At 40.0% G+C, this 20,824-nt stretch carries 19 protein-coding genes and 1 pseudogene; 15 read left to right on the top strand and 5 right to left on the bottom strand.

Translation table 11 applies throughout. The features are described from left to right. Positions 1 to 39: 39 nt before the first annotated feature. Together PING_RS04170 and PING_RS04175 are read left to right on the top strand one after the other, a co-directional pair. Entirely contained in the window at positions 40 to 1,239 is a 1,200-nt protein-coding gene (locus PING_RS04170; protein WP_011769199.1) for a glycosyltransferase family 4 protein, read from the top strand. Between the two features lie 526 nt (positions 1,240 to 1,765). Next, positions 1,766 to 2,890, top strand: coding sequence for an ISAs1-like element ISPin4 family transposase (locus PING_RS04175; RefSeq protein ID WP_011769200.1), 1,125 nt, complete (start codon positions 1,766 to 1,768; stop codon positions 2,888 to 2,890). 62 nt (positions 2,891 to 2,952) lie between these two features. On the opposite strand, the pseudogene PING_RS20420 reads toward PING_RS04175, so the two are convergent. Next, a pseudogene (locus PING_RS20420) lies at positions 2,953 to 3,141 on the bottom strand (transposase); the annotation flags it as partial. Between the two features lie 545 nt (positions 3,142 to 3,686). On the opposite strand from PING_RS20420, the gene wecA reads away from it, so the two are divergent. The 8 genes from wecA (at position 3,687) to PING_RS04215 (ending at position 12,093) form a co-directional block, all read left to right on the top strand. Beyond that, the gene (gene wecA / locus PING_RS04180) at positions 3,687 to 4,820 is read left to right on the top strand and encodes a UDP-N-acetylglucosamine--undecaprenyl-phosphate N-acetylglucosaminephosphotransferase (RefSeq protein ID WP_011769202.1); all 1,134 of its coding nucleotides are present in this window, start codon (positions 3,687 to 3,689) and stop codon (positions 4,818 to 4,820) included. Between the two features lie 371 nt (positions 4,821 to 5,191). Then, positions 5,192 to 6,100 carry a sulfate adenylyltransferase subunit CysD gene (gene cysD, locus PING_RS04185; protein WP_011769203.1) on the top strand — a complete coding sequence of 303 codons (909 nt, stop codon included), beginning with the start codon at positions 5,192 to 5,194 and terminating at the stop codon, positions 6,098 to 6,100. A gap of 118 nt (positions 6,101 to 6,218) precedes the next feature. Next, positions 6,219 to 6,566, top strand: coding sequence for a four helix bundle protein (locus PING_RS04190; RefSeq protein ID WP_011769204.1), 348 nt, complete (start codon positions 6,219 to 6,221; stop codon positions 6,564 to 6,566). Positions 6,567 to 6,615: 49 nt separating this feature from the next. Then, complete coding sequence (cysN, locus tag PING_RS04195; RefSeq protein ID WP_011769205.1) at positions 6,616 to 8,025, top strand: sulfate adenylyltransferase subunit CysN; 1,410 nt, start codon at positions 6,616 to 6,618, stop codon at positions 8,023 to 8,025. Positions 8,026 to 8,136: 111 nt separating this feature from the next. Continuing rightward, positions 8,137 to 9,864, top strand: coding sequence for an SLC13 family permease (locus tag PING_RS04200; RefSeq protein ID WP_011769206.1), 1,728 nt, complete (start codon positions 8,137 to 8,139; stop codon positions 9,862 to 9,864). 243 nt (positions 9,865 to 10,107) lie between these two features. Further along, a complete protein-coding gene (gene cysC, locus PING_RS04205) occupies positions 10,108 to 10,740 on the top strand; it encodes an adenylyl-sulfate kinase (RefSeq protein WP_011769207.1) in 633 nt (210 codons plus the stop codon). Positions 10,741 to 10,922: 182 nt separating this feature from the next. Next, a complete protein-coding gene (locus tag PING_RS04210) occupies positions 10,923 to 11,882 on the top strand; it encodes a hypothetical protein (protein WP_011769208.1) in 960 nt (319 codons plus the stop codon). Positions 11,883 to 11,907: 25 nt separating this feature from the next. Next, positions 11,908 to 12,093 carry a hypothetical protein gene (locus PING_RS04215; protein WP_041765950.1) on the top strand — a complete coding sequence of 62 codons (186 nt, stop codon included), beginning with the start codon at positions 11,908 to 11,910 and terminating at the stop codon, positions 12,091 to 12,093. Positions 12,094 to 12,208: 115 nt separating this feature from the next. Here the strand turns inward: PING_RS04215 and PING_RS04220 are convergent, their stop codons facing one another. The 3 genes from PING_RS04220 to PING_RS04230 all read right to left on the bottom strand — a co-directional run bounded on the left by PING_RS04220 (position 12,209) and on the right by PING_RS04230 (position 14,890). Continuing rightward, complete coding sequence (locus PING_RS04220) at positions 12,209 to 12,478, bottom strand: RNA recognition motif domain-containing protein (RefSeq protein WP_011769209.1); 270 nt, start codon at positions 12,476 to 12,478, stop codon at positions 12,209 to 12,211. Positions 12,479 to 12,680: 202 nt separating this feature from the next. Further along, a complete protein-coding gene (locus tag PING_RS04225) occupies positions 12,681 to 13,070 on the bottom strand; it encodes a hypothetical protein (RefSeq protein ID WP_011769210.1) in 390 nt (129 codons plus the stop codon). Between the two features lie 695 nt (positions 13,071 to 13,765). Continuing rightward, positions 13,766 to 14,890, bottom strand: a complete 1,125-nt coding sequence (locus tag PING_RS04230) for an ISAs1-like element ISPin4 family transposase (protein WP_011769211.1) — start codon at positions 14,888 to 14,890, stop codon at positions 13,766 to 13,768. Positions 14,891 to 15,256: 366 nt separating this feature from the next. Between PING_RS04230 and prfC the strand changes: the two genes are divergently transcribed. The 4 genes from prfC (at position 15,257) to greA (ending at position 19,633) form a co-directional block, all read left to right on the top strand. Next, positions 15,257 to 16,843 (top strand): peptide chain release factor 3, encoded by a 1,587-nt coding sequence (gene prfC, locus PING_RS04235; RefSeq protein WP_011769212.1) that lies wholly within the window; start codon positions 15,257 to 15,259, stop codon positions 16,841 to 16,843. A 755-nt stretch (positions 16,844 to 17,598) separates the two neighbouring features. Further along, positions 17,599 to 17,760 (top strand): hypothetical protein, encoded by a 162-nt coding sequence (locus tag PING_RS20425; protein ID WP_157035303.1) that lies wholly within the window; start codon positions 17,599 to 17,601, stop codon positions 17,758 to 17,760. Positions 17,761 to 18,302: 542 nt separating this feature from the next. Then, the gene (locus PING_RS04240; RefSeq protein ID WP_041765954.1) at positions 18,303 to 19,076 is read left to right on the top strand and encodes a TatD family hydrolase; all 774 of its coding nucleotides are present in this window, start codon (positions 18,303 to 18,305) and stop codon (positions 19,074 to 19,076) included. Between the two features lie 77 nt (positions 19,077 to 19,153). Beyond that, complete coding sequence (greA, locus tag PING_RS04245) at positions 19,154 to 19,633, top strand: transcription elongation factor GreA (protein WP_011769214.1); 480 nt, start codon at positions 19,154 to 19,156, stop codon at positions 19,631 to 19,633. Between the two features lie 61 nt (positions 19,634 to 19,694). On the opposite strand, the gene yhbY is transcribed toward greA, so the two are convergent. After that, the gene (gene yhbY / locus PING_RS04250) at positions 19,695 to 19,991 is read right to left on the bottom strand and encodes a ribosome assembly RNA-binding protein YhbY (protein ID WP_041765957.1); all 297 of its coding nucleotides are present in this window, start codon (positions 19,989 to 19,991) and stop codon (positions 19,695 to 19,697) included. 132 nt (positions 19,992 to 20,123) lie between these two features. Between yhbY and rlmE the strand changes: the two genes are divergently transcribed. Next, positions 20,124 to 20,777, top strand: coding sequence for a 23S rRNA (uridine(2552)-2'-O)-methyltransferase RlmE (gene rlmE / locus PING_RS04255; RefSeq protein ID WP_011769216.1), 654 nt, complete (start codon positions 20,124 to 20,126; stop codon positions 20,775 to 20,777). Positions 20,778 to 20,824 lie beyond the last annotated feature (47 nt).

Consider the following 20,824-nt stretch of genomic DNA (forward strand, 5'->3'; position numbering starts at 1 on the left):
TGTTTCATCTACTTTCTCCTCCTTATTGGAAATTATTAAATGCGCTTAGCTTTATTGATTGATGATTACATGCCTGATAGTACCCGTGTAGGGGCTAAAATGTTTCATGAGTTAGCTTGTGAGTTTGTGAAATGTGGACATGAGGTTGTTGTTATAACCCCTGGCATTAATCAAAAGAATCCTTTAGAAAAAAGTGACCTTGATGGGGTTGCCGTCTGGAAATTTAACAGCGGTCCAATAAAAGATATTGGAAAAATAAAGCGTGCGATCAATGAAACGATGCTTTCTACCCGTGCTTGGAATGCAATTAAATCAGAGCTGAACTCGAGTTTTTTTGATGGCATAGTGTATTACTCGCCTTCTATTTTCTTTTCCCGTCTTGTAACAAAGCTAAAAAAGACTTGTGGTTGTGCGTCTTATTTGGTGCTGCGCGACTTGTTTCCACAGTGGGCAGTTGATGAAGGGCTAATGAAAGAAGGCTCTTTAATTGAAAAATATTTTCGCTTTTTTGAGAAATTAAATTATAAAGCAGCTAACCATATTGGCTTAATGTCTCAGAATAACCTTACCTTGTTTAACAATAGAACTGACAATCTTTATCAAACAAATATTTTAAGAAATTGGGCTGCATTTTCCCCATTTAATTTTCAAGATGCTGATTTTAGTTATAGGGAAAAATTAAATATTAACAATAAAACCATTTATTTTTATGGTGGTAATATTGGTCATGCCCAAGATATGGAAAATTTAATGCGTTTAGCGCGTGACATGCAATCATATGCTCAAGCGCATTTCTTGTTTGTTGGACAGGGCGATGAAGTTGAGTTAATTAATAAACTTGCTGCGGACTGGAAATTAGATAATTTCACTTATTTACCTTCAGTAAATCAGGAAGAATTTAAACATTTATTATCTGAAGTCGACGTGGGCTTGTTTTCTTTAGCTCATAGCCACACAGCCCATAACTTCCCTGGAAAATTACTTGGTTATATGGTCGAGTCATTACCTATTTTAGGAAGTGTTAATCCAGGTAATGATCTGCTTGATATTGTTCGAGAATATGATGCCGGTGATATATTTATTAATGGTGATGATAAGAATCTGTTTGAAGCCGCTATCACCTATTTAGATGATGAATATCGTAATAACAAAGGTAATAATGCGACTGCATTATTACATAAAGAATTTACAGTTGAGTCTGCCGCTAAAGATATAGTTAATATATTTAGTCATAGATAGGTTAATAAGCAACTAATTTTAAATCTATAAATTTTCTTTGAAATTTATTTCTACTCTTAAAAAATGTTAAAGTAGAAAGTGTATTCTCAATTGTGCTTTAGTCCTCCTGAAATTTAATTTTTACATTTTTTTATTGTTTTTAACATTCCATGCCAAGGGCAAAATTACGAAGGTGTACTTTAATTTTTACTTATTTAATGTTGTTTTATTGCTTCCTAGATTAATAAGACTTGAGTCTGTTGAGCTTCAATGACTAAAGGATCGTGTTGTAGATCAGGTTGTTTTGTGATTGGTTATTTCTTTTTTCATTGAGTAGAAGTCTTACAGTCCTAAATCATGAAAGCCCTGGCTACAGGGCAAGATTACGAATATAGACTTTTATTTTGATTATTAATTGCTCTTTATTTTTACCTTTTATTTTTTAATGTTAGCTGTATCTATATATCTGAATTTACAAAAGGATCACGTTGTAGATCAGTTTTGGTTGTGATCATAACCTTCTTTTTATCTTAAATAGAAACTAGATATGTCCCAAATAACCTTGATAAACCAGCTCTCAATCATCCGTGATACCCGACAACCAAGGAAAGTGCATCACAATTTAGTTGATGTTTTATTTTTGGCAATTACAGCCGTCATATCGGGCTGTGAGGGTTGGGAAGAAATACAAGATTTCGGCAACGATAAGTTAGATTGGCTGAGAAAGTATTTACCATTTTCAGGCGGAATACCTACGGACGACACAATTTCTCGTATTTTTCAGTTGATTGACCCAAAAGAATTTCAAAAGTGCTTTGCTACTTGGATGAAAAGTTGCTGTGAAATGAGTCATGGAGATGTCATTGCTATTGATGGAAAAACATTAAGAGGTTCATTTAATAAGAAAGATAAATCAGATACTATTCATATGGTTAGTGCTTTTGCAGCCGCTAATTCGGTTGTGCTAGGGCAAGTTAAGACAAATGCTAAGTCTAATGAAATTACAGCGATTCCTAAGTTATTAGATTTATTGGATGTACGTGGATGCCTCGTAACTATTGATGCAATGGGATGCCAAACTAAAATAGCTAAAAAAATCGTAGATAAAGGTGGTGATTATCTTTTGCCTGTTAAAGGTAACCAAGAACGATTACAAACAGCATTAGACGGTATATTTTCAATTCGCCGATTAGAGTTACCAGAAACAGAAGCCTATACGACTAAAGAAAAAGGCCATGGTCGAGAAGATAGCAGGATGTGTATGGTTGCAGATGCTAACGAAATTGGTGACTTAGTTTTTGAATGGCCAGGCTTAAAAACGCTTGGGTATGCTGTCTCGTTTAGAACTGAGAAAGATATGCAAACAACTGTAGCAGTTAAGTTTTATATCAGTTCAGCAAAACTAGATGCTAAGTCTCTATTAGAGGCATCAAGAGCGCATTGGACTGTGGAAAATAACTTGCATTGGCAACTTGATATTTCTATGAATGAAGACTCATGTCGTATTCGCCAGCAGAATTCAACAGAAAATCTAGCAACTGTGCGACATACAAGCTTGAACTTGTTAAAGAATGAAAAGTCTTTCGATGGTGGTATCAAGAGAAAGCATAAACAAGCAAATCGCAGTGATAGTTACCGAGAACTAGTTGTTTCAGGACTTTCGTTGTTATAAATGAAGGGTAATTTCAATCTATTTAGATTGATTATGTGAATTAAGTCGTTCGTAATTTCCCCCTGCCTGAAGATACTACTCCAGCCACCAAACTCTTTGGGCAAATCTCGCCAGGGAATACCCGTTCTAAGTTGATAGAGAATTCCCTCAAAAGTATTTCTGTGCTCTGGTTTATTATAAATATGACCTGTGCTTTTCATTAAATGAAGTAGCATTTCCCATCGTTTATCAGTTAACATTAATCTAGGCATGGTTTAGTGTTGTAGTTAGTTTTTGGCGAAATAAATTATAACGCTTTACCATGCTGTTTAAAAATCATACTCGAAAGATCAACACGCCCTAGGGCCTTGGGTTTAGTCAATAAAGTTTCTCCACTTTGCTATCCTCAATGATTCCCCTTCATCATCCTAAAAGTACTCTATTGAGAATCTTCTTGAGTGCTGGTGCTGCGTTGCCTTTACTTTACTGTTTACTGGTGGTTATCGCGATGGAAAAGGGCACGCAGAGCTTAGCCCGATTATGACACTGAATTGCTGTCGTAAATGACTTTAGCTTCCTGCCATACGTTTTTCAGGTCGTTGTCGTAAATTCGAACGTTCAAATTTGTTCCTGACAAATTTTTCACTTCCTGATTAAATGATCTGGGAATGGCACCAATAGTTAATCGAATGGTAGTATTTCAAAATATGTCGCCTAGCCATATTGATTTTTTTGCTGGAAGAACAGATAATTTGCACTGTTTTGAATTTTCATTAATAGTGTTTGTTGATCATTTTATTTTTAGGGGTTTTATTCCATGCTGTTTTATTTTTCTGTTCTTATTTTTGCCTTTGTTGCTTCATTTTCTGCGATTAAGGTATTAAAACCATTGGCAGTAAAACTTGGGTTGACGGATAAACCTAATGCACGAAAGAATCATCGGGGAGAAATTCCTTTAGTGGGGGGGATTTCAGTTTATATTGGTCTGTTTTGTTCTGGGTTTTTACTCCTTATTGTCGAACCAGTAAACATTGATCTGTTGACTTATCTCTTTGCGTCATTGCTGATGGTGGTTACCGGCGCCTTAGATGACCGTTTTGATTTGAGTGTTCGAATCCGCATTTTAGCCCAAGTGCTTATAGCTTCAATCATGATGTTTGTTGCAGATCGTGTCCTCTTTAATTTGGGTGATTTATTATCGATCGGTGAAATCTCTCTTGGCTATTTTGCCTATCCTTTTACTGTTCTTGCAGTGTTAGGGGCAATTAACGCTTATAACATGATCGATGGTATTGATGGTTTGATTGGCGGTGTTAGTTTCGCTACTTTTGTGCCGCTGACTATTATCTTTTATATGGCAGGCGATATTGAGGTGGCCTTTTTCTGCCTGTTATGTGTTGTTGTCTTAGCACCTTATCTGCTTCACAATCTGCAATTAACCCGCTTTAGCAGTAAAAAAATATTTATGGGTGATGCGGGTAGTATGTTTATCGGCTTTACTGTGATTTGGTTATTGGCAATTGGCAGTCAGGGAGATTCATCGGGCAGCGAGCCTTATTTTTCTCCCGTCGTGGCAGTTTGGTTTATTGCCTTACCTTTAATGGATATGACGGCCATTATAATACGACGTATTAAAAAGGGAAATTCACCTTTTGCGGCAGATCGAGACCACCTGCATCATCTCTTTATGCGAGCGGGTTTTACTCCCAGACAAACCTTGATTTTTATTACCTGTCTGGCCCTAATGTTAAGTATGATCGGGGTATTCACTACTCTTTATTCAATACCCGATTGGATACAGTTAGTGGCTTTTATTACGCTGTTCGGTATTTTCCAAACTTCGCTTGCGTACATCTGGGTTTTACTAAAAACATTCAGAAAAATAATGGCCTTAAAGCGCCTGGCAAAGTTCAAAAAAATACGTAAAAAGTTAAAAGCAGATCGATACTGACAGACCTCAGCTGTCGGTTGTCGGTTGTTGGTTGTCTGCCGTCAGCTTTCAGCCGTCAGCACACTCTGACACCCGTCCGTTTTTATACTTTTTTCTTATCGTCTATTATTTTTTAACTTTTTTTTAATACCTATCCACCGCCTTCTTCTCAGCTCTTCTTTATTCAAATAAAATTCCCCTCCAGTTATATCTGCCAGCTTTAAGTCTTTAGCCGATCTCCCTGAGCCGTCAGTCATCAGCTGTCAGCCGATAGCTGTTCACTGCCAGTCGTTCGCTTATTACTTATAACTTTTTATCCCTTAATTATCAGAATATATTGATGCATAATGTGTGATGCATAAAATTAAATAGTGTTAACGCGAAGGAATATCATGAAAAAAAATAGATTAACTCACCTCAAGGCGCTTGAGGCTGAATCAATTCAAATTATGCGTGAGGTCGCGGCTGAATTTGATAACCCGGTGATGCTGTATTCTGTCGGTAAAGATTCTTCAGTATTACTGCATTTGGCACGCAAAGCATTTTACCCAGGGAAAATTCCGTTTCCGTTATTGCATGTTGATACCAACTGGAAATTCAAAGAGATGATTGCATTTCGCGATAACATAGCAAAAAAATATGATTTTGATTTGCTGGTTCATAAAAACCCGCGCGGCATGGAGATGGGGATCAGTCCTTTTGAACACGGTAGTGCTAAACATACGGACATTATGAAAACCGAAGGCTTAAAACAAGCTTTGGATAAATACGGTTTTGATGCGGCCTTCGGCGGCGCACGTCGTGATGAAGAGAAATCTCGTGCAAAAGAGCGTGTTTATTCTTTCCGTGATAAAAAACATCGCTGGGATCCAAAAAACCAGCGTCCTGAATTATGGAATATTTATAACGCTAAAGTGGATCGCGGTGAAAGTATTCGTGTGTTCCCGCTGTCGAACTGGACAGAGCTTGATATCTGGCAGTATATCTATCAGGAAGATATCGAAATGGTGCCTTTATACTTTGCCAAAAAACGCCCGGTCGTTGAACGTGATGGTGCACTTATTATGGTCGATGATGAACGTATGCCGTTAAAAGAAGGTGAAGTGCCGGAAATGAAAATGGTCCGTTTCCGTACTCTAGGTTGTTACCCGTTAACCGGTGCGATTGAATCGCAAGCGACAACCCTGCCAGAAATTATCCAGGAAATGCTGTTAACCACCACCTCCGAGCGCCAAGGCCGAGTGATAGACAATGACTCTGCGGGATCTATGGAAAAGAAAAAGATGGAGGGATATTTCTAGCGCTCCGCGCTAGAAATAGCTGTCGGCTTTCAGCGGTCGGCTGTCGGTTTTTAAACAACCTTATCAATTAATATGTGCTAGACCATATAGAGAGATCAAATTTAATAAAGGATAATTTATGAATTTTGAAAAACTGGATGTATGGAAAAAATCAGCACGTTTATCTGCAGAATTATATAAAGCTACCGCAGATTTAAGAGATTATGGTTTTAGAGATCAGCTTACTCGTTCAGGTTTATCTGTACCGAGTAATATCGCTGAAGGTATGACGCGCAGTAGTAAAAAAGAAAAATGCCGTTTTTTGGAGATTGCTCGCTCGTCATTGGCTGAAGCGAGAACCCAAATTTACATTGGTATTGATATTGGTTATTTATCCTCTACTGAAGGTAAAAATTGGTTAGAACAAACACATCATATATCAATGATGATAACCGGTTTGATGAAAGCAGTAGAGTCAAACGAATAGCTTTATCTGACAGCTGAGCGCTGACAGCTAAAAGCTCAAAGGATTTGTTATGTCAAACGATTCAAACTTACTTGCGACTGATATCGAAGAATATCTGCGCGTTCATGAAAATAAAGATCTTATGCGTTTTATCACTTGTGGTAGCGTGGATGATGGTAAATCTACTTTAATTGGTCGCTTGTTATTTGATAGCAAAATGATTTTTGAAGATCATATGGCGGCTATTGAAAAAGATTCTAAAAAGTTTAATACCACTGATAACGATTTTGATTTGTCGTTACTGGTTGATGGTCTGCAGTCTGAACGAGAGCAGGGTATTACTATTGATGTGGCTTATCGTTACTTTGCCACGGAACAGCGTAAATTTATTATTGCTGATACGCCGGGGCATGAGCAATATACCCGTAATATGGTAACAGGTGCGTCGACTTGTGATTTGGCTATTATTTTGATTGATGCACGTTACGGTGTGCAGGTGCAAACGCGTCGTCACTCTTATATCTGTTCGCTATTGGGTATTAAGCATCTGGTTGTTGCGGTCAATAAAATGGATGCCGTTGATTATGATCAGGCTGTTTATAAAAAAATTAAAGCGGATTACCGTGAATTTGCTAAGCAGTTAAATATTGCTGATATCCGTTTTGTGCCTATTTCGGCATTAAAAGGCGATAACGTTGTTAATGAAAGTGAGAATATGACCTGGTACCCGGGTTCACCTTTATTACGTCTGCTGAATACTATTCAAATTGATACTGATATCAACGATAAGTTCCGCCTGGCGGTGCAGTATGTGAATCGCCCGAATTTAGATTTCCGTGGTTTCTGCGGTACGGTGGCGTCGGGTGAAATTCGGGTTGGCGATACTATTCAGGCATTGCCTTCGGGTAAACAGAGTAAAGTTAAATCTATTGTTACTTTTGATGGTGAGCTGGAAAGCGCTTTTGCAGGCATGGCGATTACTTTGACGCTGGAAGATGAAATTGATATCAGCCGCGGTAATATGATTGTTCGTCCCCATGAAAAACCCACGTCGAGCAAAAACTTTGTTGCCGATTTGGTCTGGATGACTGAAGAAGCATTACATGTTGACCGTGAATACATTATTAAAGCGGGCGCGCACTCTACTTTTGGTTCGGTTATTTCTATCAATAATAAAGTTGATGTTAATACCATGGAAAAATGTGAGGCGAATCAACTGGTATTAAATGAAATCGGCAGTTGCAATTTTGAGGTTGCTGAAGCGCTTCATTTTGACCGTTACAGTGAAAATCGTGCCACGGGCGCTTTTATTATGATTGACCGCCTGACTAATGCAACGGTAGGCGCAGGCATGATTAGCGGCTCGGTTGAAGCCCTTGCTAAAACAGCCCCTGAATACAGCGCCTTTGAAGTCGAATTTAATGCCCTGGTCCGCAAGCATTATCCGCATTGGGAAACCAAGGATATAACAAAGCTGTAAGGCTAAAACAAGGCTGTCTGCTGATTATATGGCTGTCGGTTGTCGGCTGTCTGTTTTCAGTCGATAGCTGATGACTGATAGCTGATGACTGATAACTGATGGCTGACTTCTATGAATATTGACTCCTATTTTGTTTTATCTGTTTTTGTCGGGACGATTATTGGCTTAATTAAGTTTCAACAGCGTCCTGCTTTTGTTTTTGGTATTACGCTGCTGATTTTGTTTGTCTCTAATATGGTGAGTACTGAACAGGTTGTGTCAAGTTTTGCTAATCAGGGATTGCTGACCTTAATACTGTTACTGGTTTGTTCACTTGCCCTTGAAAAAACCCGATTTTTACGGATGATTGCAACTAAGGTTATTCATAAAAGCTATGGAAAAACCTTTTTTCATTTGTTCAGTTTTACGGTTTTATCTTCCGCCTTATTAAATAATACCGCCGTAGTATCCACTATGTTGGCACCGATCCGCAATAACCCTCACCATGCTGGCAGTAAATTATTGTTGCCGCTGTCCTATGCCGCTATTCTCGGTGGTACGCTGACCCTTGTTGGTACCTCTACTAACTTAATTGTGAACAGTTTGGTGATAGGCGCAGGATTACCTCCCCTTTCTTTTTTTGATTTCACCCTGGTTGGCATCTGTCTGGTTATTACTTGTGGCATCGCGTTATGGTTTTTATCACGCTTTTTACCAGAACATCATGTTAATTCTGAAGTGCTGAAAACTTACTTTATAGATGCGAAAGTGGGCGAAAAATCGACCTTAGTGGGTAAAACCATTGAGGAGAATGGTTTTCGCCAGTTAGAATCATTATTTCTTGTTGAGATTGTGCGCGCCGAGCATTTGCTTAGCCCGGTGCCGCCTACCGAGGTATTGCAGATAAATGACCGCTTAATTTTTAGTGGTGATGTGGCCAAAGTTCAGCAATTAAATCAATTTGATGGTTTGTCTATTTTTGCTCATCATCAGGGCTTGCGGCTTGATAATCTAACTGAAGTGGTTATTCGTCCTGAAAGTGTCTTACTGGGTAGAACGTTAAAAAAAGCCGGGTTTCGTGCTTTATTTGATGCGGCCGTGGTTGCCATTAAGCGTGATGGGGAAAATTTATCCGGCAAGCTGGGTGAAGTGACTTTAAACGCGGGTGATTATCTGGTCTTAGCGGTTGGTGACGATTTTAAATCACGGCGTAATATCAGTAAAAACTTCATTTTGGTCAGCGGTGTTGAACTTGATTCAATGCTTAGTGGTGGCAAGGCGTTACTCGCTATATTAGGTTTTTTTGCGGCTATTCTCGGCTCGGCATTGGGTCTTTTTACTCTGTTTAAAGGTCTGATTATTTTACTCGGATTACTGATTTTGACCGGCAGTGTCTCATCGGGTGAGTTATTACGCAGGTTGCCCGCCGAGCTATGGTTAATTATCTCCTCTGCCTTGGCGCTTTCTTATTCATTAAAAAATAGTGGATTACTGGATGTCTTCTCGGTTTTTATGGACAATTATGCGCTTGGCATCTCACCGTTATTTGCGCTGGTTATTATCTATATTTTGACCTGGTTGTTAACTGAGCTGGTAACCAATAACGCTGCAGCTGCACTGATTTTTCCTATCGCCTATGGTTTGGCGGTCACCCTGGATGCTAACCCAATGGCCTTTATTATGGCCGTCGCCTTTGGTGCCAGTGGTAGTTTTGTCAGCCCCTACGGTTATCAAACTAACCTGATGGTCTTTAACGCCGGGCAATACAAGTTAATTGATTTTGTAAAAATCGGCTTACCCGTCAGTATTATTTATGGTGTTGTTGCCGTCACTGCGATTACGCTGGTTTTTGGATTATGAATCGGCGATCAGCCGATTGCCGTCAGCTTTCAGTTTTCTGCTGTCAGCTGATAGCCGTCAGCGGTTTGCTTTCAGCTGTTAGCTGATAACCGTCAGCCGATCGCTGTAAGTATTGCTCCTGCTGTGTTTTAGTGGGAATTAGGAATTTTAACCGACAGCTGTCAGCCGCTAGCCGTCATTAGCCGATCGCCGTCATTAGCTGATAGCCGACCGCTGATAGCTGATAACTAGAAAGAGAATTTTATGTCTACCCCCTATAGTAATAAAGAAGTAAATGGCGATAAGTCATCAGATGTTGTTTGGCACGAGGCTGCGGTTTCCCATGAGGCGCGTGTTAAATTAAATGGTCATAAGCCAGCGGTATTATGGTTTACCGGGTTAAGTGGGTCGGGTAAATCGACTGTTGCGAATGCGGTGGATTATATGCTCCATCAATTGGGCGCGAAAACCTATGTGTTAGATGGTGATAATGTCCGTCATGGTCTAAACGGTGATTTGGGCTTTTCTGATGCAGGGCGTATCGAGAATATTCGCCGTATTGGCGAAGTGTCGAAATTATTTGTTGATGCGGGTTTGCTGGTATCGAGTGCCTTTATTTCGCCTTTTAATGCCGATCGCCAAATGGTGCGTGATTTGCTTGCCGAGGGGGAATTTATTGAAGTGTTTATCGATACTCCGTTAGCCGTTTGTGAACAGCGCGACCCTAAAGGGCTGTATCAAAAAGCGCGTGCCGGTGAGATTAAAAATTTCACCGGAATAGACTCAGCTTATGAAGCACCGGTTAATCCTGAAGTTCATGTAGAAACTGCAGATAAATCTGTAGAAGAATGTGCGCAGCAAGTTGTACAGTATCTAAAACAGCAGGAATATATTTAAAGCTGCTTTCTGCTTTCAGCTGTCGGCCGTCAGCTGATATCCGTCAGCTGATATCTGACAGCTGATATCTGACAGCTGATATCTGACAGCTGATATCTGACAGCTGATATCTGACAGCTGATATCTGACAGCTGATATCTGACAGCTGATATCCGTCAGCTTGTCTCGAAAAAGGATTATTTATGAATTACGATATTTTCAATGGTGATGCTGATGGCATTATTGCTTTGCTGCAATTGCGTCTGGCGTCCCCGCAGCAAAATAAATTAATAACGGGGGTTAAGCGTGATATCAACCTGGTAGGCCAAGTTGATGCGGCTGCTGGTGAAAAATTAACTGTGCTTGATATTTCGATGGAAAAAAATATCGACGGGGTAAAGCGTGCTTTGTCTAACGGCGCTGAGGTTTTTTATGCCGATCATCACCGCTCGGGCGAAATACCTGTGCATGAAAACCTGCAGGCAATGATTGATTTAGATGCTAATACTTGTACCGCATTAATTATTGATCAATTACTGGAAGGGCAGTTTCATGAATGGGCTATTACCGCCGCTTACGGGGATAACTTAATAACTAAAGCCGATCAATTAGCGGCGGATGCGGGGCTGACTAAAGCCGAAGCTGAGCAGCTCAAAGAGCTTGGCACGCTTATTAATTATAATGGTTATGGTGCGAAGATTGATGATCTTCATTTTCATCCGGCCAATTTGTACGGGTCGCTGCTGAAGTACCTGTCTCCATTGGACGTTATTGCCGATAAGGCTTCTCCCTTCGGGCAATTGCAGCAGGCCTATCAATCGGATATGGAAGAGGCATTAGCAGTTCCGGCGAATTATCGCAGTGAACTGCTTTCGGTCTATCTTCTACCTGATGCCGCCTGGGCGCGGCGTATCGGCGGGGTATATGGCAATTTACTCGCAAACCAAGGGCCGGATTCTGCCCATGCTGTCTTAACTGAAAATGCCGATGGCAGTTATTTGGTTTCACTACGCGCACCGCTTAGCAATAAGCAGGGAGCGGGTGATATCTGCAGTCAATTTATCACGGGAGGCGGACGTGCAGCCGCCGCCGGGATTAATAAACTGCCTAAGGATAAGTTAAGTTCGTTTATTGATGCAGTTGAAGGTTTTTATAAAGCTTAAGGAAACAAGGCTATAAGGCTGGAGGGTGAAAAACAAAGCTGGAAGGATAAGACAAGCTGGAAAGCGAAAACAAGGCTTGAAGGCTGGAAGGATAAAACAGGCTGGAAAGCTGATAACAAGGCTTGAGGGCTGGAAGGATAAAACAGGCTGGAAAGCTGAGAACAAAGCTGGAAGGCTGGGAGTTGAAGGCTGGAACGCCTTAAAGCCTTAAAGCCCTCTGGCCTTTCCGCCTTCGCACTTTCGCGCCTTCTAGCCTTCACGCCTTAGAGCTTTAAATTTTTAGCCTTCTCGCCTTAAAGCACTCTGGCCTTTCCGCCTTTTAATTTTTATTCTTTAATCTCTTCGGTCGCTTCGACTTTAGATTCTGCTTTTTTTACTCGAATAAAATTACCGGCTAATTTATAACCGTTTAATGTTTTCATCGCCGCTTTTGCTTCGCCAACTTTTGGCATTTCTACAAAACCAAAACCCTTGGATTTTCCTGTTACTTTATCAAGTACTAAGCTGCAAGACTGCACGGTGCCATATTCTATAAATAAGCTGTTTAATTTTTCTTCAGTGGTTGCCGCAGCAAGGTTACGTACTAATATTTTCATGGTTCACCATTTTTGCATTAAATAATTTTAAGTGAATTATTTTAACAGGTATTTGCCTTTATTTCTGCCTGTTATTAACCGGGGTGAATAAAAATAGATTTTACAGCCAAGCGATGGATGATGATGAAAGGGACATAAAAACGAGATCTCTCGCTTTTATATTTTTTCGGGGGATGAGATCGACTATTACTTAAGGTTTGATTTAAAAATCGAAGGCAATATTAATGCCGGTATAAAAATTGTTATTCGCATCTAATGCGACGGTGGGGGTGATAATGTATTTACCCGTAAGATAGGCACCTACGGCAGCGCCTAATGCATGTGATGAGGCATCGAGCAGGGCTGCACTTGCGGAGTTATCACCTAACTGATATTGACGATATTCAAGTAATGCATCTACTGTGCTGCTCAGTGCAAATCCCACCCAGGCGCTGTTTTGTTCAGGAAAATATTTATCTATTATCACGACGGCAGCAGCAGTTGAAACAGCTCCGCCTGCAAAATGGCTTATTTCACTGTTAAAACCGGAATTTCCCTGTGCCTGAGTATTTAGAGATATCAGTAGAAAAAAAAATGCAATGACTTTGTTCATAGTGCCTCCATTCGGGTAAGTGTGCTTTAAGGTGATTACTGATTACATGATTAAAAATTGCATATTATTATTTTAGTACAACCTGTTAGGCTTTGTTGCGGAGTATTTGATTAGAATGGCTAAGCGTCACACATGTCGTGATTAAAACGCTTTTATCTCGAAAAATAATTAAGTGATCAGATTTTCCCATTTACTTTTGCAGAGTGTTTTTACCTGTTCTAGCTGATGCTTAACGTTATCCCATCCTCAGCTAAGCTGCTCAATAATCTTAATACAAAATTGGCCAAATTATTGTCTTTTAACCATGCCAAAGCCTTTTTAATTGGATGTAGCTAGTAGGGTGCGCGAAGCTGGAAAGCTGGAAAGCTGGACGCTAGAAAGCTCGAAGCCCGACGCTCGAAGCTAGAAATCACCCTACGAATAAGATAATACCCATTCCATTAATTAACTTCCGACGTTGATTCAATCTTTTGATCAGAGTGTTTGCACTCTCTAGATCACTGATAAAAATATGTCACGCTCGGCTATATTCATTAATACCAAAAAATAAATTCTTAAGCTTTTAATCCAAATTGATATTCCTACCTCTTAATTAAGATCTCAATTTAAGATATTTTGCTATTACTGCAACAGGGGGAAATTACGAACGACTTAGTTCACATAATCAATCTAAATAGATTGAAATTACCCTTCATTTATAACAACGAAAGTCCTGAAACAACTAGTTCTCGGTAACTATCACTGCGATTTGCTTGTTTATGCTTTCTCTTGATACCACCATCGAAAGACTTTTCATTCTTTAACAAGTTCAAGCTTGTATGTCGCACAGTTGCTATATTTTCTGTTGAATTCTGCTGGCGAATACGACATGAGTCTTCATTCATAGAAATATCAAGTTGCCAATGCAAGTTATTTTCCACAGTCCAATGCGCTCTTGATGCCTCTAATAGAGACTTAGCATCTAGTTTTGCTGAACTGATATAAAACTTAACTGCTATAGTTGTTTGCATATCTTTCTCAGTTCTAAACGAGACAACATACCCAAGCGTTTTTAAGCCTGGCCATTCAAAAACTAAGTCACCAATTTCGTTAGCATCTGCAACCATACACATCCTGCTATCTTCTCGACCATGACCTTTTTCTTTAGTCGTATAGGCTTCTGTTTCTGGTAACTCTAATCGGCGAATTGAAAATATACCGTCTAATGCTGTTTGTAATCGTTCTTGGTTATCTTTAACAGGCAAAAGATAATCACCACCTTTATCTACGATTTTTTTAGCTATTTTAGTTTGGCATCCCATTGCATCAATAGTTACGAGGCATCCACGTACATCCAATAAATCTAATAACTTAGGAATCGCTGTAATTTCATTAGACTTAGCATTTGTCTTAACTTGCCCTAACACAACCGAATTAGCGGCTGCAAAAGCGCTAACCATATGAATAGTATCTGATTTATCTTTCTTATTAAATGAACCTCTTAATGTTTTTCCATCAATGGCAATGACATCTCCATGACTCATTTCACAGCAACTTTTCATCCAAGTAGCAAAGCACTTTTGAAATTCTTTTGGGTCAATCAACTGAAAAACACGAGAAATTGTGTCGTCCGTAGGTATTCCGCCTGAAAAGGGTAAATACTTTCTCAGCCAATCTAACTTATCGTTGCCGAAATCTTGTATTTCTTCCCAACCCTCACAGCCTGATATGACGGCTGTAATTGCCAAAAATAAAACATCAACTAAATTGTGATGCACTTTCCTCGGTTGTCGGGTATCACGGATGATTGAGAGCTGCTTTATCAAGGTTATTTGGGACATATCTAGTTTCTATTTAAGATAAAAAGAAGGTTATGATCACAACCAAAACTGATCTACAACGTGATCCTTTTGTAAATTCAGATATATAGATACAGCTAACATTAAAAAATAAAAGGTAAAAATAAAGAGCAATTAATAATCAAAATAAAAGTCTGTATTCGTAATCTTGCCCTGATTACTGCAATCAATGCCGTGCTTTCATGCGCTTTTCCGGTGTCTAAATAGATTACCTCATTAGTGGAATTGCTATTACTGATATTCAATGAATTGCTTTGCTGAATTTGCTATAATCGCAAAAATATATTCATGAATCCTTTTAAAAATTATTGTGTACCAACTTGTGCACAAAATTAGAGATAATAAAGAATGACAAGTAAAGACATTATAGAGAATGTAGAGAAGAGAAGAACATTTGCGATCATCTCTCACCCCGATGCAGGTAAAACAACGATCACTGAAAAAGTGTTATTATTTGGCAACGCATTACAAAAAGCAGGGACCGTTAAGGGTAAAAAATCGGGTCAGCATGCAAAATCTGATTGGATGGAGATGGAGAAAGATCGTGGTATCTCTATCACTACCTCGGTAATGCAGTTTCCCTATAAAGACAGATTAGTTAATTTATTAGATACTCCCGGACATGAAGATTTCTCGGAAGATACTTACCGTACTTTAACGGCCGTTGATTCCTGTTTAATGGTGATTGACGCTGCAAAAGGTGTTGAGCAACGTACTATTAAATTAATGGAAGTAACCCGTTTACGTGATACGCCGATTATCACCTTTATGAATAAGTGCGATCGTGAAACACGGGATCCGGTTGATTTAATGGATGAAGTTGAAGCTATCTTAAATATTGCCTGTGCACCTATTACTTGGCCTATTGGAATGGGCAAAGAATTTAAAGGGATTTATGATCTGTTACGTGATGAAGTGATACTTTATTCATCGGGTCAGGGGCATACCATTCAAGAGGTGCGTATTATTAAAGGGCTGGATAATCCAGAGCTTGAAAGTGTGCTGCCTAACCATATTCATGATCTGCGTGAAGAGTTAGAATTGGTTGTTGGTGCCTCGCATCAATTTGATCATGAGCTGTTTTTAAAAGGTCAATTAACACCGGTTTATTTTGGTACTGCACTGGGCAACTTTGGTGTTGATCATGTTCTGGATGGCCTGGTTGAGTGGGCACCAAAACCCTTATCCCGCGCCGCAAAACAACGTGTTGTTGAGCCCCTTGAAGATGTTTTTTCCGGATTTATTTTTAAAATCCAAGCAAATATGGATCCTAGACATCGTGATAGGATTGCCTTTATGCGTGTTTGTGCAGGGAAATATGAAAAAGGCATGAAAATGCATCATGTCCGTACGGGTAAAATGGTCAGTATTTCCGATGCGGTTACCTTTATGGCGGGTGACAGAACCGCCACCGAAGAGGCGTATCCCGGTGATATTATCGGGTTACACAACCACGGTACTATTCAAATTGGTGATACATTTACTAGTGGCGAAACGCTTAAATTCGCCGGTATTCCTAATTTCGCACCGGAAATGTTCCGCCGTATTCGTTTGCTTGATCCGCTTAAACAAAAACAGCTGTTGAAAGGTTTAATGCAACTCTCTGAAGAGGGGGCAGTACAAGTTTTCAGACCGCTGCGCAGTAATGATTTAATCGTTGGTGCGGTCGGTGTGCTTCAATTTGAAGTGGTTGTACAGCGTTTAAAATCGGAATACAAAGTGGATGCTATTTATGAGGCGATCAGTGTTGCAACGGCTCTCTGGGTTGAAAGTGATAACCCGTTAAAAATGGCCGAATTTGAGAAAAAAGCTTACGATAATTTAGCCTTAGACGGCAGTAATAACCTGGCCTACATTGCACCGACTATGGTCAATCTAAATCTTGCTATGGAGCGCTATCCGGATATTCGCTTTAGAAAAACCCGCGAGCATTAATTTACTTGTGTTTATTTTTGGGGCTTAGCGCGTTGTCAAGTAGCCTTTGCCTCAGAAAGCAGAATCAAGCTTGTAGGGTGCGCTTCAGCACCGATTACCTGCCAATCCAATCATTTTCTGTGTTTTTGGAGCTGAGCCTTTAGGCTCGGCGCTTGCTGATGCTGCATTGTTTCTTTGTAGGCTTTCGCTTGTGAGCGCTTGGTTTAACTTCTCTAGTTGGTCTTTCGCCTTTGACGGCGACTTTACTTCTCTTTGAACGGTCAAAGAGAAGTAAGTAAGAGAAAAGCCGATACAGAGACGGCAGAGCCTGTCCTGCTCATGAACCTAAACTGTCGTTTAATTCGCCTAGCCGTTTTTTATCTTGCGCTGCCCACCCGTTTTTAACGCACCAGTCCGGACAGCACATCCCTGTGCAGAGCCGAACTTAGGGGAAACCTCCATGTTCCCCCTTGCTAAAACAGGCGTTCACCACAAGAAAAACGTACGGGAATCTTCGTAGCCACATTAGTTTGGCTTATTTATAAAAAGGCTTGGATTAACTTTAATTGTTGGTGGTTTGTCACTTCCTGACAGAACAACTCGGGAATGACAGGGGCGGTTTCGACTTCGTCATTCTTAAAGTATTCCACTCCGTCATTTTCAAAGTATTCTACTCCGTCATCTTCAAAGTGTTCCACTCCGTTATTTTCAAAGTATTCTATTCCGTCATCCTCAAAGTGTTTTGTTGAGGAGTGACAAATTTGTAAGGAACAAATTTGAACGTTGGAATTTATGACAACGACCTGAAAGGCGTAGGGCAGGATGCTGAAGTCATTTACGACAGTTCAGTCTTAAGCTCTGCGTGTCCTTACTCGATGAGCTATGGCTCTGCATGCTCTTATTGTGTACTGGTGACTCTGTGTGCCCTTAACCAATGAGTTATGGCTCTGCTAGATCCGGGATTCCCGACAGAACAACTCGGGAACGACGGGTGGTTTCCACTTTGTCATCCTCAAAGTATTCCATTCCGTCATCCTCAAAGTGTTTTGTTGAGGAGTGACAAATTTGTCAGGAACAAATTTGAACGTTGGAATTTATGACAACGACCTGAAAGGCGTAGGGTAGGACGCCCGAAGTCATTTACGACAGTTCAGTCCCATGAACAGGCTAAGCTCTGCGCGGCTTTACTCGGCGAGTTAGAGTACTGCAGACCTTTACTTTTTGCTGGTGGCTATGGCACTGGAAAGGGCACGCAGTTCGTAGGGTGTGCTGTGCGCACCGATTTCCTGCTTGCGGTGCATAAAATGCACCCTACCGATAGCTATTCAGCCCGAAGCTCTAAGCCTGAAATCTCGACACTCGAAGCTCGAAGCTCGACACTCGAAAGCTCGCAGCTCGCAGCTCGCAGGGTGCGCTCTTCGCCTTTTTTTAATGTTATTTACAGCTTATAATGAACCTTTTGGCTAAGCTTCGAGGTCTTATGTTTATTGATAGTCACTGCCATCTGAACTTTGCGTGTTTTGATAGTCAACGCGAAATGTTGCTGCAACAATTACAACAAAATAATATTACTAAACTTATTATTCCGGCGACCCATAGGGCGAATTGGGGCGAGATAAGCAGGTTATGTGAAAACCATCCTAATTTGTATTATGCATTAGGGTACCATCCGCATTTTCTTGATTATTTTAAGCTGGGTGATTTGCAGTATTTACAAACACTGCTTGAAGATAAAAATAGACAGTGTGTTGCACTGGGGGAAATTGGTTTAGATAAATTTATTAAAACCCCGATTGAGGTTCAAGAGTCTATTTTTACTGAGCAGTTGAAAATAGCACAACAACTTGAATTACCGGTTATTTTACACGTTGTAAAAAAACAGGGCCGGGTGCTGGAAATATTACGGCAATTAAACTTTACCCAGGGCGGGGTTTACCATGCTTTTTCAGGCAGTTACGAGCTGGCTTTAGAGTTTATTAAATTAGGCTTTAAAATCGGGGTTGGCGGCGTGATAACCTATCCAAATTCGGTTACCACAAGAGAAACAATTTCACGATTACCGCTTGAGTCATTAGTCTTAGAAACCGATGCGCCCGGTATGCCTATCTACCAACAATATCAGCCTGACAATACACCGCTTAATTTGTTGCATATATTTGAATCTCTGGCGCTCTTGCGGGGTGAATCAAAAAAATGTTTAGCCTCGCAACTTTATAACAATACTCGTTCATTATTTTCGTTAGACAATGACTAAAGCTGAAAATTATCGTAAAATGGGCGCTAATCCCGAGAGTACAAACACAAACATTGTGTCAAAAAAGGTAATTTTTAATGGTTCAATATCCAATGACAGCTAATGGTGCTGCTAAATTACGCAGTGAATTAAAGCAGTTAAAAACAGTCACTCGTCCTCGTATTGTTAAGGCAATTGCGGAGGCTCGTGAGCACGGCGATTTAAAAGAAAATGCGGAATATCACGCGGCGCGCGAACAACAAGGTTTTTGTGAAGGACGTATTCAGGATATTGAAGCTAAATTATCCAATGCACGCATTATTGATATCACTAATATAACCAATAATGGCAAGGTTATTTTTGGCGCTACGGTCACTATTGTGAATGTCGAGACCGATGCAGAAGTGACTTATAAAATTGTTGGTGATGACGAAGCTAATATAAAAATAAATTTGATTTCTGTTAGTTCTCCGCTTGCTCGTGGTTTGATTGGCAAAACGCTAGATGATGAAATCTCCATCGTCACACCGGGTGGTACTATTGATTATGAAATTATCAGCGTTCAATATATTGCCTGATTTTATAAAAAAGCACAAAAAAGCCCATTAAAAATGGGCTTTTTAATAATGCTTTTGATCATTATTTACGCGGAAGCTCTATTTTTTTATCTTCACTTGGTCGGAATAAAACCACAATATGGCCGATTTTAGTGATGTTAAGTGCTTCAGTTTCACGCACAATCGCATCAATAATAAGCTGTTTCGTTTCGCGATCATCGCTTGAAACTTTAATTTTGATGAGTTCGTGGTGGCTAAGTGCATTTTCTATTTCAGCTAATACGCCTTCCGTTAAGCCATTTTGCCCTAATAGAACAACTGGTTTTAAGCTATGGGCAAGGCCTTTTAAGTATTGCTTTTGTTTATTTGATAATTTCATGCTTATTTCTTTGATTAAGGGTTGAAAACAAAGCATTCTACCCTTAAATATTAACCTTTACTATTTTGATTGTTACTTATACCTGTTTATTGTTTTAAGCACAGGAGATAACTAACGTTAAGGAATAAATTGATGGCACAAAAAGACCATCCGAACGGACCTAAAAAAAGTGCGTCGGCGAGCTCCAAGCGTTGGATGTATGAGCATGTAAATGATTTTTATGTTAAAGAGGCCACTAAAAAGGGATTACGTTCCCGTGCTGTCTTCAAACTGGAAGAAATCAATAAAAAAGACAAATTAATTCGTTCCGGCATGACAGTGGTTGATTTAGGGGCTGCACCAGGAAGCTGGTCACAGTGGGCTGTCGATACCGTTGGCTTAAAGGGAAAAGTGATTGCCTGTGATATATTGCCCATGGATTCGATTGCAGGCGTTGATTTTTTGCAGGGGGATTTTCGAGAAGATGCTGTTGTAAATGCTTTGCTGGCCCGCATTGCAGGTCATAAAGTTGATGTGGTTCTCTCTGATATGTCGCCTAATATGACCGGCACTGTGGGTATTGACCAGCCTAAATCAATGTACCTTGTTGAGCTTGCCTTAGAAATGTGCAAGGAAGTATTAGTTAAAGAGGGCAGTTTTGTTGTTAAAGTGTTTATGGGGAGTGAATTTGATCTATTTATGAGTGAAGCGCGTAAATGCTTTAAATCGGTAAAAACCCGCAAACCTGACTCATCTCGTTCAAGATCACGAGAAGTGTATGTTGTTGCAACGGGTTATAAGGGGTAACAATGATGACGGCTTGGATCAGTATTTAGCAACAATTATTAAGGCTT

It is taken from the genome of Psychromonas ingrahamii 37 (genome assembly GCF_000015285.1).
GTDB lineage: Bacteria > Pseudomonadota > Gammaproteobacteria > Enterobacterales > Psychromonadaceae > Psychromonas > Psychromonas ingrahamii.

Bases quoted from the DNA above. Each gene is read 5' to 3' on its own strand.
- rlmE (WP_011769216.1), top strand. From the start codon at position 20,124: ATGGCACAAAAAGACCATCCGAACGGACCTAAAAAAAGTGCGTCGGCG.
- prfC (WP_011769212.1), top strand. From the start codon at position 15,257: ATGACAAGTAAAGACATTATAGAGAATGTAGAGAAGAGAAGAACATTT.
- wecA (WP_011769202.1), top strand. From the start codon at position 3,687: ATGCTGTTTTATTTTTCTGTTCTTATTTTTGCCTTTGTTGCTTCATTT.
- PING_RS04200 (WP_011769206.1), top strand. From the start codon at position 8,137: ATGAATATTGACTCCTATTTTGTTTTATCTGTTTTTGTCGGGACGATT.
- cysC (WP_011769207.1), top strand. From the start codon at position 10,108: ATGTCTACCCCCTATAGTAATAAAGAAGTAAATGGCGATAAGTCATCA.
- yhbY (WP_041765957.1), bottom strand. From the start codon at position 19,991: ATGAAATTATCAAATAAACAAAAGCAATACTTAAAAGGCCTTGCCCAT.
- PING_RS04225 (WP_011769210.1), bottom strand. From the start codon at position 13,070: ATGAACAAAGTCATTGCATTTTTTTTTCTACTGATATCTCTAAATACT.
- PING_RS04240 (WP_041765954.1), top strand. From the start codon at position 18,303: ATGTTTATTGATAGTCACTGCCATCTGAACTTTGCGTGTTTTGATAGT.
- PING_RS04175 (WP_011769200.1), top strand. From the start codon at position 1,766: ATGTCCCAAATAACCTTGATAAACCAGCTCTCAATCATCCGTGATACC.
- PING_RS04170 (WP_011769199.1), top strand. From the start codon at position 40: ATGCGCTTAGCTTTATTGATTGATGATTACATGCCTGATAGTACCCGT.
- cysD (WP_011769203.1), top strand. From the start codon at position 5,192: ATGAAAAAAAATAGATTAACTCACCTCAAGGCGCTTGAGGCTGAATCA.
- cysN (WP_011769205.1), top strand. From the start codon at position 6,616: ATGTCAAACGATTCAAACTTACTTGCGACTGATATCGAAGAATATCTG.
- PING_RS04230 (WP_011769211.1), bottom strand. From the start codon at position 14,890: ATGTCCCAAATAACCTTGATAAAGCAGCTCTCAATCATCCGTGATACC.
- PING_RS04190 (WP_011769204.1), top strand. From the start codon at position 6,219: ATGAATTTTGAAAAACTGGATGTATGGAAAAAATCAGCACGTTTATCT.
- greA (WP_011769214.1), top strand. From the start codon at position 19,154: ATGGTTCAATATCCAATGACAGCTAATGGTGCTGCTAAATTACGCAGT.
- PING_RS04220 (WP_011769209.1), bottom strand. From the start codon at position 12,478: ATGAAAATATTAGTACGTAACCTTGCTGCGGCAACCACTGAAGAAAAA.
- PING_RS04210 (WP_011769208.1), top strand. From the start codon at position 10,923: ATGAATTACGATATTTTCAATGGTGATGCTGATGGCATTATTGCTTTG.